25 protein-coding genes and 1 tRNA gene are annotated in these 21,904 nt (G+C 61.3%); 8 read left to right on the forward strand and 18 right to left on the reverse strand.

Features of this window, described 5'->3' with window-relative positions; all coding sequences use genetic code 11:
* Positions 1-164: 164 nt before the first annotated feature.
* The 3 genes from NDI87_RS09025 to ntrC all read left to right on the forward strand — a co-directional run bounded on the left by NDI87_RS09025 (position 165) and on the right by ntrC (position 3,344).
* Positions 165-659: a hypothetical protein gene (locus NDI87_RS09025; protein WP_296274877.1), complete on the forward strand. Its 495-nt coding sequence runs from the start codon at positions 165-167 to the stop codon at positions 657-659.
* Positions 660-719: 60 nt separating this feature from the next.
* A complete protein-coding gene (gene glnL, locus NDI87_RS09030; protein WP_296274900.1) occupies positions 720-1,772 on the forward strand; it encodes a nitrogen regulation protein NR(II) in 1,053 nt (350 codons plus the stop codon).
* Positions 1,773-1,850: 78 nt separating this feature from the next.
* Positions 1,851-3,344 (forward strand): nitrogen regulation protein NR(I), encoded by a 1,494-nt coding sequence (gene ntrC, locus NDI87_RS09035; RefSeq protein ID WP_296274878.1) that lies wholly within the window; start codon positions 1,851-1,853, stop codon positions 3,342-3,344.
* A gap of 9 nt (positions 3,345-3,353) precedes the next feature.
* On the opposite strand, the gene xth is transcribed toward ntrC, so the two are convergent.
* From xth to NDI87_RS09065, 6 genes are read right to left on the reverse strand one after another with little or no spacing between them, the layout of a single operon-like run.
* Positions 3,354-4,163, reverse strand: coding sequence for an exodeoxyribonuclease III (gene xth, locus NDI87_RS09040; protein ID WP_296274879.1), 810 nt, complete (start codon positions 4,161-4,163; stop codon positions 3,354-3,356).
* A 4-nt stretch (positions 4,164-4,167) separates the two neighbouring features.
* A complete protein-coding gene (locus tag NDI87_RS09045; protein ID WP_296274880.1) occupies positions 4,168-4,656 on the reverse strand; it encodes a dihydrofolate reductase in 489 nt (162 codons plus the stop codon).
* Positions 4,653-5,573 carry a DMT family transporter gene (locus NDI87_RS09050; protein ID WP_296274881.1) on the reverse strand — a complete coding sequence of 307 codons (921 nt, stop codon included), beginning with the start codon at positions 5,571-5,573 and terminating at the stop codon, positions 4,653-4,655. The genes NDI87_RS09045 and NDI87_RS09050 overlap by 4 nt, the downstream gene beginning before the upstream one ends.
* The gene (locus NDI87_RS09055) at positions 5,537-6,370 is read right to left on the reverse strand and encodes a thymidylate synthase (RefSeq protein ID WP_296274882.1); all 834 of its coding nucleotides are present in this window, start codon (positions 6,368-6,370) and stop codon (positions 5,537-5,539) included. The genes NDI87_RS09050 and NDI87_RS09055 overlap by 37 nt, the downstream gene beginning before the upstream one ends.
* Before the next feature lie 27 nt (positions 6,371-6,397).
* Positions 6,398-6,769 carry a type II toxin-antitoxin system VapC family toxin gene (locus tag NDI87_RS09060; protein ID WP_296274883.1) on the reverse strand — a complete coding sequence of 124 codons (372 nt, stop codon included), beginning with the start codon at positions 6,767-6,769 and terminating at the stop codon, positions 6,398-6,400.
* Positions 6,766-6,963: a type II toxin-antitoxin system VapB family antitoxin gene (locus NDI87_RS09065; protein WP_296274884.1), complete on the reverse strand. Its 198-nt coding sequence runs from the start codon at positions 6,961-6,963 to the stop codon at positions 6,766-6,768. Before NDI87_RS09065 ends, NDI87_RS09060 begins: the two co-directional genes overlap by 4 nt.
* 449 nt (positions 6,964-7,412) lie before the next feature.
* On the opposite strand from NDI87_RS09065, the gene gor reads away from it, so the two are divergent.
* Positions 7,413-8,813, forward strand: a complete 1,401-nt coding sequence (gene gor / locus NDI87_RS09070) for a glutathione-disulfide reductase (RefSeq protein WP_296274885.1) — start codon at positions 7,413-7,415, stop codon at positions 8,811-8,813.
* A 69-nt stretch (positions 8,814-8,882) separates the two neighbouring features.
* On the opposite strand, the gene NDI87_RS09075 is transcribed toward gor, so the two are convergent.
* Entirely contained in the window at positions 8,883-9,005 is a 123-nt protein-coding gene (locus NDI87_RS09075) for a hypothetical protein (RefSeq protein WP_296274886.1), read from the reverse strand.
* A gap of 151 nt (positions 9,006-9,156) precedes the next feature.
* Between NDI87_RS09075 and NDI87_RS09080 the strand changes: the two genes are divergently transcribed.
* Genes NDI87_RS09080 through NDI87_RS09090 form a run of 3 tightly spaced genes read left to right on the forward strand, consistent with a single transcriptional unit; the run spans position 9,157 to position 12,581 of the window.
* Complete coding sequence (locus tag NDI87_RS09080) at positions 9,157-9,516, forward strand: hypothetical protein (RefSeq protein ID WP_296274887.1); 360 nt, start codon at positions 9,157-9,159, stop codon at positions 9,514-9,516.
* A gap of 25 nt (positions 9,517-9,541) precedes the next feature.
* A complete protein-coding gene (locus tag NDI87_RS09085) occupies positions 9,542-11,692 on the forward strand; it encodes a bifunctional TVP38/TMEM64 family protein/FAD-dependent oxidoreductase (protein ID WP_296274888.1) in 2,151 nt (716 codons plus the stop codon).
* A 10-nt stretch (positions 11,693-11,702) separates the two neighbouring features.
* Entirely contained in the window at positions 11,703-12,581 is an 879-nt protein-coding gene (locus NDI87_RS09090) for a DMT family transporter (protein WP_296274889.1), read from the forward strand.
* Here the strand turns inward: NDI87_RS09090 and NDI87_RS09095 are convergent.
* The 5 genes from NDI87_RS09095 to NDI87_RS09115 form a co-directional block, all read right to left on the reverse strand.
* Entirely contained in the window at positions 12,578-13,219 is a 642-nt protein-coding gene (locus NDI87_RS09095; protein ID WP_296274890.1) for a CDP-alcohol phosphatidyltransferase family protein, read from the reverse strand. The two genes, NDI87_RS09090 and NDI87_RS09095, sit on opposite strands and share 4 nt — an antisense overlap.
* Positions 13,212-13,859, reverse strand: coding sequence for an ATP-binding cassette domain-containing protein (locus NDI87_RS09100; protein WP_296274891.1), 648 nt, complete (start codon positions 13,857-13,859; stop codon positions 13,212-13,214). Before NDI87_RS09100 ends, NDI87_RS09095 begins: the two co-directional genes overlap by 8 nt.
* Before the next feature lie 13 nt (positions 13,860-13,872).
* The gene (locus NDI87_RS09105; protein ID WP_296274892.1) at positions 13,873-15,546 is read right to left on the reverse strand and encodes an ABC transporter permease; all 1,674 of its coding nucleotides are present in this window, start codon (positions 15,544-15,546) and stop codon (positions 13,873-13,875) included.
* Positions 15,519-16,694: an ABC transporter substrate-binding protein gene (locus NDI87_RS09110; protein WP_296274893.1), complete on the reverse strand. Its 1,176-nt coding sequence runs from the start codon at positions 16,692-16,694 to the stop codon at positions 15,519-15,521. The genes NDI87_RS09105 and NDI87_RS09110 overlap by 28 nt, the downstream gene beginning before the upstream one ends.
* Positions 16,695-16,773: 79 nt before the next feature.
* Positions 16,774-17,088 carry a hypothetical protein gene (locus NDI87_RS09115; protein WP_296274894.1) on the reverse strand — a complete coding sequence of 105 codons (315 nt, stop codon included), beginning with the start codon at positions 17,086-17,088 and terminating at the stop codon, positions 16,774-16,776.
* Between NDI87_RS09115 and NDI87_RS17490 the strand changes: the two genes are divergently transcribed.
* Positions 17,081-17,221: a hypothetical protein gene (locus tag NDI87_RS17490; RefSeq protein WP_366028613.1), complete on the forward strand. Its 141-nt coding sequence runs from the start codon at positions 17,081-17,083 to the stop codon at positions 17,219-17,221. The genes NDI87_RS09115 and NDI87_RS17490 overlap by 8 nt on opposite strands.
* A gap of 94 nt (positions 17,222-17,315) precedes the next feature.
* Here NDI87_RS17490 and NDI87_RS09120 read toward each other — a convergent pair.
* The 6 genes from NDI87_RS09120 to NDI87_RS09145 all read right to left on the reverse strand — a co-directional run bounded on the left by NDI87_RS09120 (position 17,316) and on the right by NDI87_RS09145 (position 21,865).
* Positions 17,316-17,403, reverse strand: a tRNA-Ser gene (locus tag NDI87_RS09120).
* A 26-nt stretch (positions 17,404-17,429) separates the two neighbouring features.
* The gene (locus tag NDI87_RS09125) at positions 17,430-18,737 is read right to left on the reverse strand and encodes a tryptophan--tRNA ligase (RefSeq protein WP_296274895.1); all 1,308 of its coding nucleotides are present in this window, start codon (positions 18,735-18,737) and stop codon (positions 17,430-17,432) included.
* Positions 18,738-18,772: 35 nt separating this feature from the next.
* Positions 18,773-19,441 (reverse strand): site-2 protease family protein, encoded by a 669-nt coding sequence (locus NDI87_RS09130; RefSeq protein WP_296274896.1) that lies wholly within the window; start codon positions 19,439-19,441, stop codon positions 18,773-18,775.
* A 27-nt stretch (positions 19,442-19,468) separates the two neighbouring features.
* The gene (locus NDI87_RS09135) at positions 19,469-20,092 is read right to left on the reverse strand and encodes an L-threonylcarbamoyladenylate synthase (RefSeq protein ID WP_296274897.1); all 624 of its coding nucleotides are present in this window, start codon (positions 20,090-20,092) and stop codon (positions 19,469-19,471) included.
* A 4-nt stretch (positions 20,093-20,096) separates the two neighbouring features.
* On the reverse strand, positions 20,097-20,981 hold the full coding sequence (locus NDI87_RS09140; RefSeq protein WP_296274898.1) for a DMT family transporter: 885 nt from the start codon (positions 20,979-20,981) through the stop codon (positions 20,097-20,099).
* 5 nt (positions 20,982-20,986) lie between these two features.
* Entirely contained in the window at positions 20,987-21,865 is an 879-nt protein-coding gene (locus NDI87_RS09145; protein ID WP_296274899.1) for a 3',5'-nucleoside bisphosphate phosphatase, read from the reverse strand.
* Between the last annotated feature and the right edge of the window lie 39 nt (positions 21,866-21,904).

Here is a 21,904-nt window from a genome sequence, read left to right on the forward strand (position 1 = left end):
CGCTGTAAGCACTAGTGCGGGGTTGTACTTGACAACCCTGGGGGCAAAAAAGGGGACGGCTCAGGCCGTCCTTTTTTATTGTGGGAAACTCACAACCCACCCCCGTGAGCAGGGACGCCACGGGATAGACATGCCGATGCTGATAAGAGAGGGCTCGAATTTCTATGACACAAATCACTTGGACCGGCTTGTTGCTGCTGGTGCTGTGTGCCAATGCACAGGCGCAGGAGCGTATTTACCGTTGCGGCAATGTGTACACCAACACCGTAACGGAGGCGCAGGCCAAGAATTGCAAGTTGGTGGAGGGCGCCAATGTGACGGTGGTGCAGGGCACGCGACCGACTCAGGCGAAAGCGCCCGTGCAGGCCAGCGCTGCCAGTGCCGGCCCGCGTGTGAATACGCAGGAGCAAAAGTCGCGCGACTCCGATGCACGCCTGATTTTGCAGTCCGAGCTGAAAAAAGCCGAGGCGCGTCAAGCAGAGTTGCTCAAGGAATACAACAACGGCGAGCCGGACAGGCGCGGCGATGAGGCGCGCAATTACCAGCGCTACCTGGATCGTGTGGCCGAGCTCAAAGCCAGCCTGGCGCGCAACGAAAGTGACATGGCCGGGATTCGTCGTGAACTTGAGCGCCTGCCTGCCAGTCTGGCCGGGCGTTAGTTGTCTTCGGGGCTGACCTTGAAACTGGCTTTTCCCAAATATCGCGTCCCGACGGGCAGCATGGTGACCCAGCGTTTTGGCGCCTTTGATTTATTGGCCACGCTGGTGGCCGTGGTGCAAAGTGACGGCACCGTCACGTTTGCCAACGCCGCCCTGGAAGATGCGCTGGGCATCTCAAGGCGCACCATTGTGGGCTCGCATTTACCCGACTCGTTTACCGAACCGGCCCATTTGCAAACCGCTTTGCAAGGCGCGGGCAGCAACGAGTTCGCCGCGTTGCGCTACGATGCCAAGCTGCTGCGCCTGGGGCGTGAACTGTTGCCGGTGCATGTGATCGTGACCCAAACCGAAAGCGCCGACATCATCGTCGAATTATTGCCGCTGGAGCAGCAGGCGCGCCAGGACCGTGAAGAACGGTTGGCCGAGCAGGCACAGGCCAACAAGGAATTGATCCGCAACCTGGCCCACGAAATCAAAAATCCGCTGGGTGGTATTCGTGGTGCCGCGCAGCTGCTGGAGCTGGAAATGGCCCAGCCCGAGTTCACGGAATACACCCAGGTCATCATCCACGAAGCCGATCGCCTGCAGTCGCTGGTGGACCGTTTGCTGGCGCCGCACCGCCGGCCCCATGTGGTGGGGGATGTGAACATTCACGAGGTCTGCGAGCGGGTGCGCTCGCTGATTCTGGCGGAATTTCCCAAAGGTCTGGAGGTGGTGCGTGACTACGACACCTCGATTCCCGAGTTCCGTGGTGACCGCGAACAACTCATCCAGGCCCTCATCAATATTGCCCACAACGCGGCGCAGGCGCTGGTTGAGCGCATCAGCCAGGGTGACGGTCAAATTATTTTTCGCACCCGGGTGGCGCGACAAAGCACTTTTGGCAAACAGCGCTACCGGTTGGCATTGGAATTGCATGTGATTGACAACGGGCCTGGTGTGCCAGACTCGATCAAGGACCGTATTTTTTACCCGCTGGTGTCGGGGCGGGAGGGCGGCTCGGGGCTGGGTTTGACATTGGCGCAAACCTTTGTTCAGCAGCACCACGGTCTGATCGAGTGTGACAGTGTGCCGGGCGCTACGGATTTCAAGATTCTGATTCCTCTACCCTGATCGCAAGGGGGCTGCAGTGCATCGCAAGGTGGCTGCAAGTGATTGCGGTAAGGGTTCAACCTAAGGCAAGACAACGTAATGAAGCCCATTTGGATCGTAGATGATGACCAGTCCATTCGCTTCGTGCTGGAAAAAGCGCTGCTGCGCGAACAATTACCCAGCCGCAGTTTTACCAATGCGCGCGATGTTTTAACGGCCCTCGACGAAGACAAGGGGCCGCAGGTACTGGTCAGCGACATCCGTATGCCGGGCGGCTCGGGGCTGGATTTGCTCGACAAGGTCAAGGCCAAATACCCGGGCTTGCCGGTCATCATCATGACCGCCTACTCCGACCTGGACAGCGCCGTGTCCGCCTTTCAGGGCGGCGCCTTTGAGTACCTGCCCAAACCCTTTGATTTGTCCAAGGCCGTTGAACTGATCCGGCGCGCGGTCGAAGAAAGCCAGCGCGAAGAAGTAGTCGACGAAGGCATGGCCGACACGCCCGAGATGCTGGGCCAGGCCCCTGCCATGCAGGACGTGTTTCGTGCCATTGGCCGCCTGAGCCAAAGCAACGTTACCGTCATGATCACCGGCGAGTCGGGCTCGGGCAAGGAACTGGTGGCGCGCGCGCTGCACAAGCATTCGCCGCGTGCCAATGGTCCTTTTGTGGCTATCAATACCGCAGCGATCCCGAAGGATCTGCTCGAGTCCGAACTCTTCGGCCATGAACGTGGTGCCTTTACCGGCGCGCAAACCATGCGCCGGGGCCGTTTTGAGCAGGCCGATGGTGGCACGCTGTTTCTGGATGAAATTGGCGACATGCCGTTTGACCTGCAAACCAGGCTGTTGCGGGTGTTGTCTGACGGTCATTTTTACCGGGTGGGCGGCCACAGTGCGGTCAAAACCAACGTGCGTGTGATTGCCGCCACGCACCAGAATCTGGAGCAGCGCGTCAAGGAAGGCGCGTTTCGCGAGGACCTGTTTCACCGCCTGAATGTCATCCGCCTGCGCCTGCCGGCCCTGCGTGAGCGGCGCGAAGACATTCCCATGCTGACGCGCCACTTTTTGCAGCAAAGCGCGCGTCAGCTGGGCGTCGAGCCCAAGCGTATCTCGGATGCGGCGCTGGTGTGGCTGGGGCAGTTTGCGTTTCCTGGCAACGTGCGCCAGCTTGAAAACATGTGCCACTGGCTCACCGTCATGGCGCCCGCGCAAGTGATTGAACCCAAAGACCTGCCGCCTGAAGTGGCGGTCGCGGAAACGCCGCCTGCGCTGCCAGTCTTGACTGGATCCCTGGTGCTGGGGGAACCTCCTGCGATGGTGCCGGCGCAAACAGATATGGCCATTTTGCAAAAATTGCCGGACTTGCCCGCTGTGCCTGCGGCTGGCTGGGAGGAGGGTCTGGAATCCGAGGCCAGTGCCTTGCTTGCGACAGATCGCACCGACGTCTGGGACACCCTGACAGCCCGCTTCGAGTCACGCCTGATTCAGGCGGCCCTGGCCGCCACCCGGGGCCGGCGCATTGATGCCGCTCAAAAGCTGGGCATTGGCCGCAACACCATCACCCGAAAAATTCAGGAGCTTGGTTTGGAATAAGGCCTTGCCTCAGTTAAGTTCGACCACCACCGGGGCGTGGTCGCTGGGGCGTTCGTTTTTGCGCGGGGCTTTGTCGATCCAGCAAGCCGACACCTTGGGTTTGAGTGCGCCGCTGACCAGAATGTGGTCGATGCGCATGCCGTGGTTGCGCCTGAAACCAAAATCCCGGTAGTCCCACCAGGAATAGCTTTTGGCGGGTTGCGCAAACAATCGGTGCGCATCAATCAGGCCGAGCGCAATCAAGGCATTGAGCTCGTAGCGCTCTTCGTCGGTGCAATGGATCTGGTCGCGCATGCCCTCCGGGTCCCACACATCAGCATCGTCAAAAGTGATGTTGAAGTCGCCCATCAGCACCAAATTGGGGTGGGCGACCAATTCCGTGCGCAGCCAGTCGCGCAGGCCCTTGAGCCAGGCCAGCTTGTACTCAAACTTGTCGCTGCCGGGTTCCTGGCCATTGGGAAAATAGGCCCCCACGACCCGGATGCCGTTTTGCGGATTTTCCATTGCAGCAGGCGCAGGATCAGCACCACAAGCGAATGTCGCGCTGAGCACGCGCGCCATGTCGTCACCAAAGCCGGGAACGTTGCGCACCACATTGTTGGCGGGGGTCTTGCTGATCAGCGCCACGCCGTTGTAGGTTTTCTGGCCAAAACAGACTGATTGGTAACCCGCCGCGGCAAAGGCGGCATGCGGGAATTTGTCGTCGCTCATCTTGAGCTCCTGCAGCGCCAGCACATCGACCGGGTTGGCTTGCAGCCAGTCCAGCACTTGCGGCAGCCGCACCGTCAGCGAGTTGATGTTCCAGGTGGCAAGTTTCATGGTTTCACGCATCCTTTTGGTAGGTCACAAAACTGTAGCTCAAGCCCGTGCCGCTGAGGTGTGATTCGCGCGCAAGCTCCCGCCACGCGGGTCCAAAACGGGGCGCAAAGGCATCACCATCAAAATCGGCATCAATCTCGGTCACCACCGCAGTGCCGGCCAGCGCCAGCGCCTGGGCGTAGAGTTCGGCGCCGCCGATCACCCAGGCCGTGCTGTCGGGTGGGCAGGCGGCACAGGCGGTTTCCAGTGAATTGGCCACCACGGCGCCGTCAGCCGTCCAGTCGGGCTGACGCGTCACCACCACATTGAGGCGGCCGGGCAAGGGGCGGAACCTGGCTGGCAACGAGTCCCATGTTTTTCGGCCCATGATCACCGGGCAACCCAGCGTGGTGCGTTTGAAGTGCGCCATGTCCTCGGGCAGGTGCCAGGGCATGGCGTTGTTGTTGCCAATGACACCGTTGCGGGCACGGGCCAGGATCAGATTGAGTTTCATAGGGTTTTTACGGGGGTTCGGGGTGGCAGGAGCACGGCGGCAATGGCCACCATCACGCACAGCACGGCCACCAAGTCTGGCCAGCCGGGCATTTCGTTGACGATCAGGGTGGCACTCAGGGTGCCCACCAGCGGCACCGCCATGACGCTCATGGCACTGGTGGACGGTGGCAAATGACGGGCCAGGCCAAACCAGATGACCTGGGCAAAACCGTAATTGATGAGTGCGCCATAGACCAGGCTGCCCCACACCGGGGCAGAAAATTGCCAACTGGGCCAGGGTTCAAGCACGGCCGCTAAAACCCACAGGCAGACGCTGGCCAGAACCAGCATCCACACGGTGAGCGTCTCCATCGGGATCGTCAGGTGCATCCGGCGCATCATCAGGGTGCCGGCAGCCCAGCACAGGGCGGCCAGCTCCATCCAGACAATGCCCAGCGGTTTGCCGCTCAAGGCCGTGAATTCGTTGAAGGTGAGCAAACCAATGGTCAATGCCACCGCCGCCATGGCAAAGACAATGCGTTGGGTAAGTTTTTCCTTGAACAGCAGCACGCCCAGCAGCACGGTCCAGATCGGCATGGTGAAGCCCAGAATGGCGGCGCGTCCGCTGGCGAGCTCTTTCACGCCCAGGATCGACAGCGTGTGCCAGCCCAGCATATTGGGCAGCCCCAGGGCGATGACGCTGCGCCACTCGGCAGGCTGCGGCCACATGCGCACGCCTTTGGCGCGGTAGTAGCTGAACAGCCAGAGCGCGCCAAAGCTCATGGTGAGGGCGCGAAAGTACAGCGGCGAGATCTCGCGCAAGCTGTACTTCATCATTGGCCAGTTGATGCCCCACATTAGCGTGAGGGCGACCAGGCCCCAAATCTGGCGGCGGCTGATCACACCGCCACCGGGGCCTTGATCGCGGGGTGGCATTCGTAGCCAAGCACCGAAAAATCTTCGTACTTGTAGTCAAAAATGGACTCTGGCCGGCGTTTGATCTCCAGCGTCGGGTAGGCCAGCGGCGTGCGGCTCAACTGCAGTGCCACCTGCTCGGCGTGGTTGCTGTAGATGTGGCAGTCGCCGCCGGTCCAGATGAAGTCGCCTACGTCAAGGTCGCACTGCTGCGCCACCATGTGCGTCAGCAGCGCGTAGCTGGCAATGTTGAAGGGCACGCCCAGAAAGATGTCGGCACTGCGCTGGTACAGCTGGCAGCTCAATTTTCCCTTGCCACCCGGTTTGGTTGCTGGCGCCACGTAGAACTGGAAAAAGGCATGGCAGGGCATGAGCGCCATCTTGTCGAGCTCGGCCACGTTCCAGGCACTCACCAGCATGCGGCGCGAATCGGGGTTGCTTTTGAGGGTGTTGATGACCTGGCTGATCTGGTCGATATGACCGCCGCCCGGTGTCGGCCAACTGCGCCACTGCATGCCATAGACCGGCCCCAGGTCACCGGTGTCGGGATTCGCCCATTCGTCCCAGATCGTGCAGCCGTTGTCCTGCAGCCATTTGACGTTGGAGTCGCCGCGCAAAAACCAGAGCAGCTCGACGATGATGGCGCGCAAGTACACCTTTTTGGTGGTGACCAGCGGAAAGCCCTGCGCCAGGTCAAAGCGCATCTGGTGGCCAAACACGCTCTTGGTGCCGGTGCCGGTGCGGTCGGCCTTGAAGACACCTTGGGTGTCGACGTGGCGCAGCAAATTTTCGTATTGGGAGCTGGTTGATTGGGGCATGACAAAAATGGAAGACACTCTTTAAAGTTAGTGCGTCATGTTAACGGAGATGCCCAGCTGCGTTGCGGCTGAACGCAGGCGCTTGTCACGGGTCCAAAGCCGTGATCCAGGCACCAGAAGTACCGATGCCAGCAGATGGGCATCGATGTAGCCGATGCCCAGACCAAACAGGTTTTGCACCTTGATCAATCCGAGCACTTCAGACACGGTGGCCATGGTGGCTTGTGGCAAATCCTGCATCATCATGAGCACCTCATCGCGATTTTTCAGATTTTCCAAGGCCAATTCACCCGTGACAAACGGATGAACGAGCACTTGGCCATCCATGAGCAATTCAGACAAGCGCTCGTTATTTGCACGCAGGTGATCAAGCCAAACCGATGTGTCCACCAGGATCATGCCGGCTCCGGTTGCCGTCTTGGAATGTCTTTAAGCTGCGGCTCAGAGCCGCCCAGAAGCGCGAGCCTTTTTGCACTTTCACGCTGAATCAGCGCTCGCAGGGCCTCTCGGATCAACGTTGTTTTTTCAGATACACCGGTCAATGCTTCTGCTTTTGCAAGTAAATCGTCGTCAAGAGCAATGGTGGTGCGCATGGCAATTCCTGAAGTTAGGCATCAATTGTGGCATTATTTGATGGCGATTGTTGTGCCAATCATGCGATGAACGTTGCCACGGATCCCAGAACCCCGGCTGCGGGCCGGGCAGACGCCGGGGCCTCATACGCTTTGCTTTTTAAAATCGGCCCCGACATCCGCGCGACCCACAGCCCATACAAAACACAAAATAAAACGCGACTTGGGTTCCTGATTTCCGGAACCAAGCGTCGTTCGGCGATGACTTCAAAGGACTGAGGCGACGTGAAAACTCACGCAAATTGGTGCCGCAAAAAATTCGATTGACCCAAAGAGGAGCAGGAAGCGCATGCAAACCCAGTTTGAGACGCTCGACTCATACAACGAGACGCTGGGTTTGGATTTTTTCACCCAGGCCATGTCATCATGGCACCCTGTCGCGCTGCGGCGCATTGAACCTCAGGAAACAAATGGCTTCATCCGACTACCAACTTTTTGTCATTGGCGGCGGCTCGGGCGGCGTGCGCGCGGCGCGCATTGCCTCCGGTCTGGGGGCCCGCGTGGCCATTGCCGAGAACTTCCGCTATGGCGGCACCTGCGTCATTCGCGGCTGCGTGCCGAAAAAACTGCTGGTTTACGCCGCCCACTTTGCCGAAGACTTTGCCGATGCGCAGGGCTTTGGCTGGACCGTGCCGCCCGCAGAATTTTCCTGGCCCCAACTGATCGAGGCCAAGAACAAGGAAATCACCCGCCTGAGCGGCCTGTATGAAAACAACCTGAAAGGGTCCGGGGTGGAAGTGATGCATGGCGCAGCACGCCTGGTGGATGCGCACACGGTGGCGGTGAACGGGCAAAAGATCACCGCCGAGCACATTCTGGTGGCCACCGGCGGCACGCCATTCGTGCCGAAAATCCCGGGCATTGCGCACGCCATCACGTCCAACGAGGTGTTCGATTTGCCGCAGTTGCCGCAGCGCGTGCTGATCGTCGGCGGCGGCTACATTGCGGTGGAATTTGCCGGCATCCTCAACGGCCTGGGCGCGCGGATCACCCTGTGTTACCGGGGTCAACAGGTGTTGCGCGGCTTTGACGACGACGTGCGCGCACACCTGTTTGAGGAGATGGTCAAAAAAGGCATCACCGTGCTGCTGCACCAGAACGTGGCGCGCATCGACAAATTGAATGATGGCAGCTTGTCGGTGCCACTCACAGGCGCGCAAGGTCCAACGCTTGAAGTGGATGCCGTGCTGTACGCTACCGGGCGCGTGCCCAACACCCAGGGCCTGGGTTTGGCCGCGGTCGGGGTGGCGCTGGACAAGGCAGGCGGTGTGGTGGTGGATGCCTTTGGCCAAAGCAGCATCCCCAGCATTCACGCGGTGGGCGATGTCACCAACCGCATTGCGCTGACACCGGTGGCCATTCGCGAAGGCGCGGCGCTGGCCAACACGCTGTTTGGCCCGACCCGCACCAGTGCCGACCTGACCACCGTGCCCTCGGCCGTGTTCAGTCAGCCTCCCATCGGCACCGTGGGGCTGACCGAGGCGCAGGCGCTGGCCCGGCATGGCGAAATCGACATTTACAGCAGCAAGTTCCGCAACATGCGCCATACCCTCTCGGGGCGCGACGAGCGCACGCTGGTCAAGCTGATTGTGGATACGGCCAGCCAGCGCGTGCTGGGCGCGCACATGGTGGGAGCAGACGCACCCGAAATCATCCAGGGCCTGGCCATTGCGATCCGCATGGGGGCGACAAAGGCCGACTTTGACGCCACCGTGGCGCTGCACCCCTCGGCGGCTGAGGAATTTGTCACCCTGCGCGACAAGATCACCCGCAAACGCGATACCAGGCAACCAAGCGCACCGGATACGTGATGCGCCGGGTGATTCAATGTCTTTGGTCATGAATCATGAACACCCGTCCGGTCTGAGAGGGCAGGCGCTTCAGGCTGCTGCCAGGATGGCTTCGGACTGTTTGTTCATGGGGGCTGTGTTCATTCTTTCATACATGGCTGATGCGGCAAAAGAGGTGGCAACCAGGAGAGAAACGATGAGTGCGGTTTTCATGATGTTTCCTTTCGGGTTTGCGACGCTGCGGTATGCAGTGCCGTCACTACCTTGGTTGCATGAGGCGGCAATAACGTGACAGGTTTTCTTAAGTTGCGCGCGGATGTGCACCACAGTCTTACCCCTGTTAACCCTCAAGGAGAACCTATTCATGTCCACGACCCCAATGGTCAAAAATCTGCACCCGATTAACCATGCTGAAGCCCAGGGCAAACCAAAGGAAATCCTGGACCTGGCCCTCAAGCAGGTCGGCTTCATTCCCAACATGTACGCCAACATGGCCAACGCGCCGGGCGTGCTCAGCACCTACTTGCACGGATACGCCTTATTCCGTGGTGAATCCGGCCTGAAGCCGGCCGAGCAGGAAGTCGTCTTTCTGGCGGTCAGCCAGGTCAACAGCCACGGCCGGCCCGGCGCCGAGACCGTGAAGACCTTCCTGGATGCAGGCTACAAGGAAACCGACCTGATGTACATCGTGCTGGTCCTGCTTGCAGGCGGGCATTGCCGCTAGCAAGTTGAATGAAAATGGGCAATCCATGAAAAAACTGCTGATTCTTGTCACCGCTGCACTCCTGGCCTTCGGCTTCTTTGCCCTTGATCTGAACCAGTACCTGACCCTGGATGGCATGAAAGCCGGCCTCGGGCAATTTGAGGTGCAACGTGCCGCGTCGCCTCTGGCTGTGGGTCTGACGTTTTTCGCTGTGTACGTGGTTGCCACCGCGCTGTCGTTGCCGGGGGCCGTCATCCTGACTCTGGCCGCCGGTGCCCTGTTTGGCTTGTCCATGGGCACCTTGATTGTGTCGTTCGCGTCCAGCATCGGCGCCACACTGGCGTTTCTGGCATCGCGCTACCTGTTGCGTGATGCCGTTCAGGCACGTTTCGGCAATCGCCTCAAAGCCATCAACGAAGGCATGGCCAAAGATGGCTCCCTGTATCTGTTCACACTGCGCCTGGTACCCGTATTCCCGTTTTTCCTGGTCAATTTGCTGATGGGCTTGACGCCCATTCGTACCCTGAGCTACTACTGGGTCAGCCAGTTGGGCATGCTGGCGGGCACGCTGGTGTATGTGAATGCGGGCACTGAACTGGCCAAGGTCACCAGCTTGCCGGGGATTGTGTCGCCCGGCCTTTTGTTTTCTTTTGCACTGCTCGGCATTTTTCCCATGCTGGCCAAGAAGTTCATGACGATGTTGCAGGGGCGCCGGGTCTATGCCAAATGGCAGCGCCCTGCCAAGTTTGACCGCAATCTGGTGGTGATTGGCGGCGGTGCGGCAGGTTTGGTCACGTCCTACATCGCCGCAGCCGTCAAGGCCAGGGTGACGCTGGTGGAAGCGCACAAGATGGGCGGCGACTGCCTGAACTATGGCTGCGTGCCGAGCAAGGCGCTGATCAAGTCCGCCCGCATCGCCAACCAGATGCGTCATGCCGGAAACTATGGCTTGAGCGCGGTTGAGCCCAGGTTCAGCTTCGGCAAGGTGATGGCCCGCGTGCATGCGGTGATTGCCGCCGTGGCACCACACGACAGCGTGGCACGCTACACCGAGCTCGGCGTGGAAGTGCTTGCAGGCTATGCCCGCATCGTCGACCCCTGGACGGTCGAGATCAAATTGAACCATGGCGGCACCCAACGCCTGACCACACGCGCGATCGTGATTGCGGCTGGTGCACGCCCCTTCGTGCCACCCTTGCCGGGTCTGGACGAGGTCGGCTACGTCACCAGTGACACGTTGTGGGATGAGTTTGCCAAGCTCGATTCGCCGCCAGCGCGCCTGGTGGTGTTGGGCGGCGGGCCGATCGGCTGCGAACTGGCGCAGAGCTTTGCCCGCCTGGGCTCAAAGGTGATCCAGATCGAGATGGCGCCGCGCCTCATGATCCGCGAAGACATCGAGGTCTCTACTCTGGCCCGTGAATCGCTGACACGGGATGGCATTGACGTGCTAACCGGCCACAAGGCCTTGCGCTGCGAGCGTGAGGGCGAGCGCAAATTCATCGTCGTTGAGCACCAGGGCCAGGAGAAACGCATCGAATTTGATGCCTTGCTGTGTGCCGTGGGACGTGTCGCCCGTTTGCAGGGTTACGGCCTGGAAGAGCTGGGCATCCCGACCCAGCGCACCGTCGCGGTGAACGACTACCTGGAAACGCTCTACCCCAACATCTATGCAGCAGGCGACGTGGCGGGTCCCTACCAGTTTACCCACACCGCCGGCCACATGGCGTGGTACGCGGCGGTGAACGCGCTGTTTGGCGACTTCAAGAAATTCAAGGTGGACTATTCCGTGGTGCCCTGGGCCACCTTCATCGAGCCCGAGGTGGCGCGGGTCGGCCTCAACGAGCAGGAGGCGCAAGAAAAGAACATCCCCTATGAAGTCACCCAATACGGCATTGACGACCTGGACCGTGCCATCGCCGACGGTGTGGCGCAGGGCTTTGTCAAAGTGCTCACGGTGCCGGGCAAGGACCGCATCTTGGGTGTCACCATCGTCGGTGAACACGCGGCCGATTTACTGGCCGAGTTCGTGCTGGCCATGAAGCATGGCCTGGGCCTGAACAAGATTTTGGGCACGATCCACACCTACCCGACGCTGGCCGAAGCCAATAAATACGTGGCCGGTGAATGGAAGCGCGCCCACGCACCGAAAAAGTTGCTGGCCTGGCTGAAGCGTTTTCATGCCTGGAAGCGGGGCTAAAGGTTCATCCATGTCCGCCATCCGCCTGACTCTGCTCACTATGGTGACGATGTTGTGTTTTGCCGGCAACTCCGTGCTGTGCCGGTTGGCGCTTCGGCAGACGTCCATTGATGCGGCCAGCTTTACCACGGTGCGCCTGGTCTCGGGCGCCTTGATGCTGGCCTTACTGGTCTATGGCCGGCACCACTTTCGGAGCGTGGTGTCCGCCTCATCAAGCCGGTTCAACGGTTTCGGTGGCAACTGGCTGTCTGCGCTGGCCTTGTTTGTTTACGCCTGTGCCTTTTCCTTTTCGTATGACAAGCTGTCAACCGGCATTGGCGCCTTGCTGCTGTTTGGCGCGGTGCAGGCCACGATGATCCTGACCGGCTTGTGGCTGGGCGAGCGGCTCAACAACCGCCAGGTGATTGGCTTGCTGCTGGCCCTGACCGGGGTGATCGCGATCCTGTCCCCCAGCCTGGATGCGCCTCCGCTGGGGAGCGCGCTGCTGATGCTGGCCTCGGGTGTCGCCTGGGGTGTGTATTCGCTGCGCGGCCGCGGCGTGGCCGACCCAACGGACGAGACAGCTGGAAACTTTTTGCGGGCCGCACTCATGTCGGCGCTGCTCAGTGGTGTGCTGCTGGCGCAGCAACGACTCGATGCTTTGGGCCTGCTGTACGCGCTGCTGTCCGGGGCAGTGACCTCTGGCCTGGGTTACGCCATCTGGTACGCCGTGGTGCCGCGGCTCAGCAGAACCCGCGCGGCCACGGTGCAATTGAGTGTGCCGGTACTGGCGGCACTGGCTGGTGTGCTGTTTGTGCAGGAGCCCATCACCCTGCGCTTGCTGCTGACCTCAACTGCTGTGCTGGGCGGCATTGCCCTGGTGGTATTGAACAAGCACGCCGCAGTTTAGGGCTGCCCTGGCCGGCCACGCTTCGGCGGTGTCGGCTTGAACAGCTGGATGCCTGCCGAAATCCGGGTCACCGTGGTCAGCGCGCAGAGTCCGGCAAAGCCATAGGCCAGCACGCCAAACCACGCGGGCACCAGACACATGAGCACAAAGACCGCGATGGTCTCGGTACTTTCCGTCAATCCACCAAGATAATAAAACCCCTTGTTGGGATAGGCCGTGCTGCTGTCGCCGCGTTTGGCTGCCAGCACGGCAAAAGCCAAAAAAGTACAGCCGGTGCCGATGAAGCTGTAGATCAGCACGGCCGCCGGCAAGCCGTTGTGCGTCGGATCGGCCAGGGCGAACGCCAACGGGATGGCGGCGTAGAACAAAAAGTCCAGCGAAATATCCAGAAAGGCGCCGCGATCGGTGGGCCGGGTTTGCCGCGCCATGGCGCCATCCAGGCCATCGGCCAGGCGGTTGAGCACGACGCAGACAATGGCCCACCGGGAATGGCCCAGCGCAATCAGGGGGATCGCCGAGAGGCCGAGCAGAAAGCCACCCCAGGTCACCTGTTCGGCGTGCAAACCGAGCGCGATCAGCCTGGCGGCCAGGCGCTGCAATGGCCGTTGCAACGCGGAGTTCAAGGCGCGGTCAAACATGTTCTTGCTGCCAATCACTGATTTCAACCACCCGTCCGCCCGGCGGCACATCGGCCGGGTCGTGGGTGACCAGCAACGTGGGGATGCGCTGGCGTTCAATTTGCGCAAAAACAAAGCGGCGGAACTGCAGTCGCAAGGTTGCGTCGAGCTTGGAAAAGGGTTCGTCGAGCAGCAGCGCCTGCGGCTCGGCCAGCAGCGTGCGCATCAGGCTGACGCGGGCGCGCTGCCCGCCCGAGAGCGTGGCCGGGTCACGGTCATGAAAACCATCCAGACCAATCTCGGACAGTGTTTGCGCCACACGCTGGCGCCGCGCCCTGGCACCAGTGAACGTGGCAGGCAGGGCAAAGGCCAGGTTGTGCCCCACACTCAGGTGCGGAAAGAGCAAATCGTCCTGAAACAAAATGCCAATGCGGCGCGCCTCGATGGGCAGTGTGTCGCGGCGGCTGTCGTTCAGCCATAACTCACCCGTGGCCGCAAATGCCGGATCGAGGTCGCCAATCATCCAGTTCAGCAGCGTCGATTTGCCCGAGCCCGAGACCCCGGCGACGGTGACGATTTCTCCGCTGTCAACGGCCAGCGACAGTCCGGCAAAGAGCGACTTGTCGCCACGCGAGAGCGTCAGGTTTGTGATTTTCAGCATGGTGTTGCCCTCATTATCGAAGCCCCTTGCGCTGCCGGCTTGCCCAGTACGGCAGCAGCGCCGCCAACGCAAATGCGGCCAGGGGCAAGGCGATCTGCAGCAGCGCCTGCACTGCCAGCACGCGCCGGTTGCCACCCGCGCTCAGGGCGACGGCTTCGGTGGTGACGGTGACAAAGCGGCCACCGCCAGCAAACAGGGTCGGCAGGTATTGCGCCACACTGACGGCAAAACCCACCGCCAGCGCCGCCATGATGGGCTTGAACAGAATCGGCCATTTGACGCTCAGGCAGGCCCGCAAATGGGAGCAACCCAGCGCCCTGGCACTGGTCATGAGGCGCGCATCGAACGCGCGGTAGGCGCCAATGAGTGTGAGCACCATGTAAGGCAGCACCCACAGCAGATGGCTCCAGACCAGCGCCACGGCGGTGCCATCGAGGTGCAGGTGCAGCAAGGCGGCGTACTGACCCGCCACCAGGGGCAGGGCCGGCACGATCAGCGGCAGGTACAGCAGCGCGTTATAGCGCTGCGGCCCCCATTCCAGCCAGACAAGAACGGCTGGCAAACACAGCAGGCTGGCCGCCAAAGCGAGCCAGAGCGTGGTCCAGAAAGGCGCCCAGTCGGCCTGTTGCCAGCTCTGCAGTGACACGGCTTCGGGCCACAGCGCCGGAAAAAACCAGGCCTGCGCCACTGACCAGAGCAGCAGCACAGCCACCACCGCATACCCCGTGAGGAACAGCGGTGTGTGCAGGCCCAGCCAAGGCCGCATCGGCGCCAGTTGGCGCAAGGGCTTGCGCTGGCCTGCGGGGTAAGGCAGGCGCCGCTGCAGCAGTCGCCAGAACCCGCGCGCCGCCAGGGTGCCAAGCAGCAGCATGGCCAGCAGCAAAAAGGCGGCGGCGCTGCCCCTGGCCTGCAGTGCGGCGTCGGGGTCGGTCAGCCAGCGCCAGATCAGCACCGCCAGCGTCGGCGGGGTGCCGGGCCCCAGGATGATCGCCATGTCGACCACCGACAAGCCATAAGCCAGCACCGCCACCATTGGCCAGACCAGACGCGGCACCAATTGCGGCCACAAAATCAGGGCCCAGGCTTGCACCCGGTTGTACCCCAGCGAGCGGGCCATCACCATCTGGCGCGCCACAGCTTGCTCACCCAGTACCGCCGCCAGCACCCACAGCAAAAACCAGCTCTCCTTGATGGCCAGCGCGAGCGCCAGACTCAGGCCATAGGAGTCTTGCACCGTGACCCAGTCGGGTGGACTACTCCAGCCCACCAGCTGCGCCACCCCGCGCGCCAGCCAGCCAGAAGGCGCCAGCAAAAAAAACAGGCCCACCGCAAAGGCCGCATGGGGCACCGACAGCAGCAGGGGCAGGCGCCGCTGCAAGCTGAGCCACAGGGCACCGGGGTAATTCAGCGTGGCCAGCAGGGCGGCAAAGCTGCACGCCAACGCCGTGCCCAGCAGGGTCGATGTCAGCGTGGCGCGCACGGCCTGCGGCCACTGGGTGTCCGCCCACAGGGCGTGCCACACCGAAGGCTCGACGGCGGGCAGCAAGGCCCACCAGAGTCCAGGCAACAGGGGGCCAAATATCAGTGCGACGGGCAAGGCAGCCAGCCATTGGCTGGGCCACCTGCCGCAGGCGTGAACGGGCCGCGGCAAAGGGCGCTCTAGCGTGCGCCGTAGCGTTGCAGCCATTCGGCCTCCAGCGCCTCGACCCAGCTGGCGTGCGGTTCAGCCAGCGTGGGCACGGCCTCGCTCAGTGCGCCCGGTGCGGTCTTGCGGATCAGCGCTTGTGACGCGGCGGGCAGCCTGCTGACATCAAGCACCGTGCCATCGCCCCAAACGCTGATGTCGGCCTTGCGAGTTTGCGCCTCGGCAGACAGCAGGAAGTTGGCAAACACCTGGGCGCCCGCCTTGGCCCGTGCGTTGACGGGGATTGCCACAAAATGCACATTGCCGATGGTGCCGCCAGTAAATCCAAAACTGTAGGCTGTCGCCGGCAACTGCTTGGTCACGATCAGGTTGGCGGCTTCGTTGGGGTTGAAGGTCAGCGAAACTTTAAGCTCGCCATCGCCGAGCATGCGGTGCATTTCCGTGGCACTGGCGGGAAAGCTTTGGCCATTACGCCACAGGCTGGGGTGCAACTGGTCCAGGTAGGCCCACAGCGTTTGAGTCGCGCTGGCGAAGGCTCCGGGGGTCACCGCTTGCTGCAGTGGCGCTTTGTTTGGGGCCAGCTCCAGCAGCAGTTGTTTGACGAAGGTGGTGCCGTGAAAATCAGGTGGTTTGGGATAACTCACGCGCCCCGGGTTGGCTTGGGCAAAGCTCAGCAAGTCGGCCGCAGAGCGCGGTGGCACTGGCGTTTTGGCGCGGTCGGCAATGAACGTGAGCTGTGCCGTACCCCAGGGTGACTCATAGCCTTCGGTGGGCACCGAGAAATCACTGCGCACCGGCTTGTTCAGGTCCACCAGGCCCCAGTTGGGCAGGCTTTGCGCCCAGGGGCCAAAGAGCAGGCCCCCATTTTTAAGGTTGCTGAAGTTCTCGCCATTGACCCACATCAGATCGATCGAGCCATCGGTCTTTCTGCCGGCCGCGACTTCGGTCTGCACCCGCTTGACCACTTCAGCGGTGTCGGTGATCTTGACGTGGCGCACGTCAATGCCGAAGCGTGTTTTGGCCTCTTTGGCCGCCCAGCTCAGGTAGCCGTTGGTGGCCTCGCTGCCGCCCCAGGCATTGAAATAAACGGTCTGGCCCTTGGCCTCGTTCTGAATCCGGGACCAATCGGCGTGGGCCAATGCGGCCACGCCCACGCCGAGTGCGAGAGCGGCGAACCTTGAAAGCTTCATGCAGGAGAACTCCAAAAATGGTTGATTTGCAAACGTAGTCGGGGCCGGCGCCCAAAACCTTGCACCCTGCGATTTTCAACTAGCTTTGGTGGGCGTACACACGGTCCAATGCATGGAACTCGGCTAGCACCCGGTTGATCGTTGCAAAAGCCAGATAGTCATCGACCCGCGAACGAACGTGTTCAATCAGCGCCACATCGCTGTTGTCCTGCGACCAGTCTTCGCAGCCATAGCCGGCATCCTTGGCCTTGACAGACTCGGTCAGCCATTCAGTAACGCAGTTTTTCCAGATTGACCAGCGCCGCCTTGCCTGTCGGCACGGGCAAGATGTGAATCGATAATTGCGCCACACCTTCGCCTCGAATTTGCTCAGTGAGGGTGAGAACGTGGCCATGATTGCCCGCTGGCTCGGACATAAAACGGTGGAAATGGTGATTCGGCACTATGGCCGCTGGGTCGGTGAGCCGCGCGAGCGCTCTTACGGGCTCACTGAGCTATGGAGCGTTTCCAATGCTGTTCACATGTGAAAAACATGTGATTTTTGGGCCGTTTTGGGCCGCTTTTGGACGGTTGGCTAAGTGGTGAAACATAATGAAATCAACCACTTAGCTATAAAATCATTGGCGGAGAGAGTGGGATTCGAACCCACGGTACCTTGCGGTACGCCTGATTTCGAGTCAGGTACATTCGGCCACTCTGCCATCTCTCCGCGAAGCCGCGAATTGTACAGCGCGACTAGACTGGTTTTGCCTCTTTTGAGGTTTTCAAGGCCTGCAGGGCAGCGGCAATGTCGCTTTCTGTGACGTCCGGACCCGGCTGCAGCGGCACTGGGCTACCGTGCAAAGCTTTGATGCCGTCCGCTTGCAGCGCGGCGATGGATTGCCCGGCCACTTTGGGCGATACAAAAGCACCGCTTTGCAGCAGCAGGCGGCCGTCGGCGCCTTGCAACTTGAAGTAAAACTGGCCGTCAGACTCACGGTATTGTTTGAACACCGGCAGCGCCACTTTGACCACTTTGGCTGTGCTGTCGGCTTGGGTTTGCAGGCTGCGCAAGCCCACGGCGTGGCGCAGTTGGCCCATGAACGGCGTGGCAATGGCGCGGGCTTTGGCGGCACCGGCCTGCAGGATGGCTTCAATCTTTGCCGGGTTGTCGATCAGGGCCTGGTAGGCCGCACGCATCGGTGCAATTTCCTGGTCAATGCGCTCAAATACGAGGTGTTTGGCATCGGCCCAGGAAATGCCGTTGGCATAGGCCTGGCGCAACGCTTCGGACTCGGAGGCAGTGGCAAAGGCCTGGTAAATCTGGAACAGCGCCGAGCCCTCCACCGTTTTGGGTTCGCCCGGGGCACTGGAGTCGGTCACGATGCTGCCGATGAGTTTTTTGAGGTGCTCGCGCGGCGTGAACAACGGGATGGTGTTGTCGTAGCTCTTGCTCATCTTGCGGCCGTCGAGACCGGGCAAGGTGGCCACATGGTCTTCAATGGCGGCCTCGGGCGCCACAAAATGCTCGCCATAACGGTGGTTGAAACTGTGCGCCATGTCGCGCGCCATTTCGATGTGCTGCACCTGGTCGCGCCCCACCGGAACCTGATGCGCGTTGAACATCAAAATGTCGGCGCCCATCAGCACCGGGTACATGAACAGGCCGACATTGACATCGGCGTCGGGATCGTTGCCCGCTGCCGTGTTTTTATCGACCGCGGCTTTGTAGGCATGCGCGCGGTTGAGCACGCCCTTGCCGAGCACGCAGCTTAAAAACCAGGTGAGCTCGGGGATTTCCGGGACGTCCGACTGGCGGTAAAACACCACCCGATCCGGATCCAGGCCGCAGGCCAGCCAGCTGGCGGCAATCTCCAAAGTGGAGCGCTGGATGCGCGCCGGCTCGTCCACCTTGATCAGGGCGTGGTAATCGGCCAGAAAGTAAAAACTCTCGACGCCAGTGCGCAAACTATGGCGCACCGAAGGGCGCACCGAGCCCACGTAGTTGCCCAGATGGGGCGTGCCCGAGGTGGTGATGCCGGTCAGAAAACGTTCGATGCGCATAAAAATCGTCAGGAAAAACGGTGAAAAAAACGGGGTCAGCCCACCAGCCAGGCCAGCGGGGTCAGCAGCAGCTTGATGAGTTGGTAGGTCAGGCCCATCAGCGGGCGCAACCACAGGTTGCTGACCACCCCGGCCAGCACCAGCCCCATCACGATAAAAAAGCCCCAGGGCTCCACGCGCGACACCAGCATGGCCTGCCGATACGGCAGCAGCCCGACCAGGATACGCCCACCATCGAGCGGCGGCAGCGGAAACAGGTTGAACACCGCCATCACCACATTCACCAACACACCACCTTGCGCCATTTCAATCAGAAACGGCTCGTTGATGTCCGCGCCACGAAACAGGTACAGCAAGGCGCCCCAGACCAGGGCCTGAAAAAAATTGGCCCCCGGTCCGGCCAAGGCGACCCAGACCATGTGGCGCTTGGGGTTGCGCAAATTGCCAAAGCGCACCGGCACCGGTTTGGCGTAACCAAACAAAAAAGCGCCCGAGGTGGCGAAGTACAACATCAGCGGCATCAGGATGGTTCCCACCAGGTCGATGTGCGGCAGCGGGTTGAGCGTGACGCGCCCCATGGCATAGGCGGTGTTGTCGCCAAAGTGTTTGGCGGCATAACCGTGCGCGGCTTCGTGCAGGGTGATGGCCAGCAACACCGGGATGGCGTAGAGGCTGACGGTTTGAATCAGTTGGGCAAAGTCCATGGTGTGATGGTCTCGGGGCACGCAGGCTCAAAGGCCCAGGGCTGCCAGGGAGCCACGGCCTTCGCGGATCACGACGGGCTCGCCGCCGGTCAGATCGACCACGGTGGTGGGCTCGCGCGGGCAGGCGCCGGAGTCAATGATGGCGGCGATGCGGCCCTTGTAGTGGGCGCGAATCTCGTCGGCGTCGTTCATGGGCTCAAGCTCACCCGGTGCAATCAGGGTGGTGGCCAGCAGCGGGGTGCTGTACAGCGCCAGCAATTCCTGCAGCACCTTGTGGTCGGGCACGCGCAGGCCGATGGTTTTGCGCGACGGGTGGCTCAGGCGGCGCGGCACTTCCTTGGTGGCTTCCAGAATGAAGGTGTAGGCACCCGGTGTGGCCGCCTTGATCATCCGGTACTGCTGGTTGTCCACCTTGGCGTAGTTGGACAGTTCGGACAGGTCGCGGCACAGCAGCGTCAGGTGGTGCTTGTCGTCCACGCCACGGATGCGGCGCAGCTTGTCGGCGGCGGTCTTGTCGTCCAGATGGCATACCAGCGCATAGCTGGAGTCGGTGGGAACGGCCAGCACTTCACCCTTGTCAAGCAGGGCGGTGGCCTGTTTCAGCAGGCGCGGTTGCGGGTTGTCGGGATGAACTTCAAAAATTTGCGGCATGGCGTTATTGTCGCAGTCCGGCGGCTTCACGGGCCGACAGCATGGCGTTGCCGACACCGCTGGCAGCAATCACGGCAATGCCGGCCCAGGCCAGGCCATCGGGCACATGGCGGAACACCAGCCAGCCCAGCACCGTGGCAAAGGCGATCTGCAAGTAGAGATAAGGCGTGAGCACCACCGCATTGGCTCGGTTGAAGGCGCGGATCAGCATCAGATGGCCGAAGGTGCCCAAAAAACCGACCACCACAAACCAGTACCAATAATTCAGCAGGGCGGCGCTGTCCCAGCTGAACAACATGATGGGAGTCATGACCAAAGCGCCCACCAGACCGGTATAAAAGTGCGTGGTGTAAGGATTTTCGTCGCCGCTGAGACGGCTGGTGAGCACCTGAAACCAGGCGTAGGCGGTCACCAGCACCACCGGGAACAGCACGGCCCAGCCAAAAACCTGGCCCCCCGGGCGCACCACCAGCAGCACGCCCAGCAGCCCCAGACCCATCAGCACCCAGCGTCTTGGCGACACGTGGTTTTTCAGCGACCAGGCGGCCATGGCGATGGCAGCCATGGGCGAGAGCATGGCCATGGCCGTGAACTCACCGACAGGCAAATACTGCAAGCCAAAAAATGAACAGGCGCTGGTGATCAGCAACAGCACCCCGCGCAGCATTTGAAAGCGTGGATTCGGCGTGACAAAGAGCCTGGCTTTCTGCACCGGGAAGCGCAGCGCAAAGGTCACCACGGCCTGAAAGGCATAGCGGAACCACAACAGCATGAGCACGGGCACCAGTTGTATGGCGTGTTTGGTCACCGTGTCGAGCGAGGCAAAGGAGAGCGCCGCCAGAATGATCAGAAAAATACCGCCGGCCTGCCGGCTTTTCCAGAAAGACATGGGCTTCAGGCCTGCGCTGGGGTGGGGGCGTGGTGAATGCGCTGGGCCAGCAGTTCCCACACCGGGGTCAGCTGGCCGGGCAAATCGGGCAGGGCGCCGAGTTCGGTACGGCTCTCGCCAAGGCTGTGAAAGTCACTGCCGCGTGAGGCAGCCAGGCCAAATTCAAGTGCGATCGCCGCGTAGTTGGCGCTCTCGGCTGCCGAATGGCTGCCGGTGACAACCTCCACCCCCTGCCCGCCGTGGCCCTTGAATTCGGTGAACAGCGCCAGCTCTTCATTGGCGCTGAATTTATAGCGCGCCGGGTGGGCGATCACCGCCATGCCGCCGGCCTGGGTGATCCAGCGCACGGCGTCTTTCAGGTTGGCCCAGCGGTGCTCGACAAAACCGGGCTTGCCTTCGGTGAGGTATTTGCGAAACACCTCGTAGGTGTCTTTGCAAACGCCTGTTTCCACCAAAAAACGGGCGAAGTGGGTGCGTGAGATCAGCTTGGGGTTGCCAGCGTATTTCAGGGCGCCTTCAAAGGTGCCCTGGATGCCGACACGGGCCAGGTCGGCGGCCATTTCCCGGGCCCGTTGTGAGCGCCCGCCCCGGGTTTGCTGCAAACCCTCAATCAGGTCGGCGTTATTGACATCAAAACCCAGGCCGACGATGTGCACAGTCTGCTGCAGAAAAGTGACCGAAATTTCAACACCGGTCAGGTAATCGAGTCCACAGGCCGCCGCCGCCGCCGCTGCACGGGACTGGCCACTAATTTCGTCGTGATCGGTCAGCGCCCACAGCGTCACCCCTTGCGTTTTGGCGCGGGCGGCAAGTTCTTCAGGGGTGAGGGTGCCGTCGGAGACAACGGAATGGCAATGCAAGTCAGCGTTCAGGGGGGCGTTCATATTCAGATTCTAGGGGCGACTGGCAAAATGAGGTCATGA

Origin of the sequence: Rhodoferax sp. (assembly GCF_023701345.1) — a bacterium.
Taxonomy (GTDB): Bacteria; Pseudomonadota; Gammaproteobacteria; order Burkholderiales; family Burkholderiaceae_C; genus Rhodoferax.

Excerpts from the sequence above, each read along its gene's own strand:
- ntrC (WP_296274878.1), top strand. The coding sequence starts at position 1,851 with ATGAAGCCCATTTGGATCGTAGATGATGACCAGTCCATTCGCTTCGTG.
- NDI87_RS09080 (WP_296274887.1), top strand. The coding sequence starts at position 9,157 with ATGTCCACGACCCCAATGGTCAAAAATCTGCACCCGATTAACCATGCT.
- NDI87_RS09085 (WP_296274888.1), top strand. The coding sequence starts at position 9,542 with ATGAAAAAACTGCTGATTCTTGTCACCGCTGCACTCCTGGCCTTCGGC.
- NDI87_RS09145 (WP_296274899.1), bottom strand. The coding sequence starts at position 21,865 with ATGAACGCCCCCCTGAACGCTGACTTGCATTGCCATTCCGTTGTCTCC.
- NDI87_RS09045 (WP_296274880.1), bottom strand. The coding sequence starts at position 4,656 with ATGAAACTCAATCTGATCCTGGCCCGTGCCCGCAACGGTGTCATTGGC.
- NDI87_RS09025 (WP_296274877.1), top strand. The coding sequence starts at position 165 with ATGACACAAATCACTTGGACCGGCTTGTTGCTGCTGGTGCTGTGTGCC.
- NDI87_RS09115 (WP_296274894.1), bottom strand. The coding sequence starts at position 17,088 with ATGGCCACGTTCTCACCCTCACTGAGCAAATTCGAGGCGAAGGTGTGG.
- NDI87_RS09075 (WP_296274886.1), bottom strand. The coding sequence starts at position 9,005 with ATGAAAACCGCACTCATCGTTTCTCTCCTGGTTGCCACCTCTTTTGCC.
- NDI87_RS09130 (WP_296274896.1), bottom strand. The coding sequence starts at position 19,441 with ATGGACTTTGCCCAACTGATTCAAACCGTCAGCCTCTACGCCATCCCG.
- NDI87_RS09105 (WP_296274892.1), bottom strand. The coding sequence starts at position 15,546 with ATGGCTGCAACGCTACGGCGCACGCTAGAGCGCCCTTTGCCGCGGCCC.
- gor (WP_296274885.1), top strand. The coding sequence starts at position 7,413 with ATGGCTTCATCCGACTACCAACTTTTTGTCATTGGCGGCGGCTCGGGC.
- NDI87_RS09095 (WP_296274890.1), bottom strand. The coding sequence starts at position 13,219 with ATGTTTGACCGCGCCTTGAACTCCGCGTTGCAACGGCCATTGCAGCGC.
- NDI87_RS09055 (WP_296274882.1), bottom strand. The coding sequence starts at position 6,370 with ATGCCCCAATCAACCAGCTCCCAATACGAAAATTTGCTGCGCCACGTC.
- NDI87_RS09050 (WP_296274881.1), bottom strand. The coding sequence starts at position 5,573 with ATGCCACCCCGCGATCAAGGCCCCGGTGGCGGTGTGATCAGCCGCCGC.
- NDI87_RS09060 (WP_296274883.1), bottom strand. The coding sequence starts at position 6,769 with ATGATCCTGGTGGACACATCGGTTTGGCTTGATCACCTGCGTGCAAAT.
- NDI87_RS09135 (WP_296274897.1), bottom strand. The coding sequence starts at position 20,092 with ATGCCGCAAATTTTTGAAGTTCATCCCGACAACCCGCAACCGCGCCTG.
- NDI87_RS09100 (WP_296274891.1), bottom strand. The coding sequence starts at position 13,859 with ATGCTGAAAATCACAAACCTGACGCTCTCGCGTGGCGACAAGTCGCTC.
- glnL (WP_296274900.1), top strand. The coding sequence starts at position 720 with ATGGTGACCCAGCGTTTTGGCGCCTTTGATTTATTGGCCACGCTGGTG.
- NDI87_RS09140 (WP_296274898.1), bottom strand. The coding sequence starts at position 20,981 with ATGTCTTTCTGGAAAAGCCGGCAGGCCGGCGGTATTTTTCTGATCATT.
- NDI87_RS09090 (WP_296274889.1), top strand. The coding sequence starts at position 11,703 with ATGTCCGCCATCCGCCTGACTCTGCTCACTATGGTGACGATGTTGTGT.
- NDI87_RS09125 (WP_296274895.1), bottom strand. The coding sequence starts at position 18,737 with ATGCGCATCGAACGTTTTCTGACCGGCATCACCACCTCGGGCACGCCC.
- xth (WP_296274879.1), bottom strand. The coding sequence starts at position 4,163 with ATGAAACTTGCCACCTGGAACATCAACTCGCTGACGGTGCGGCTGCCG.
- NDI87_RS09110 (WP_296274893.1), bottom strand. The coding sequence starts at position 16,694 with ATGAAGCTTTCAAGGTTCGCCGCTCTCGCACTCGGCGTGGGCGTGGCC.
- NDI87_RS09065 (WP_296274884.1), bottom strand. The coding sequence starts at position 6,963 with ATGCGCACCACCATTGCTCTTGACGACGATTTACTTGCAAAAGCAGAA.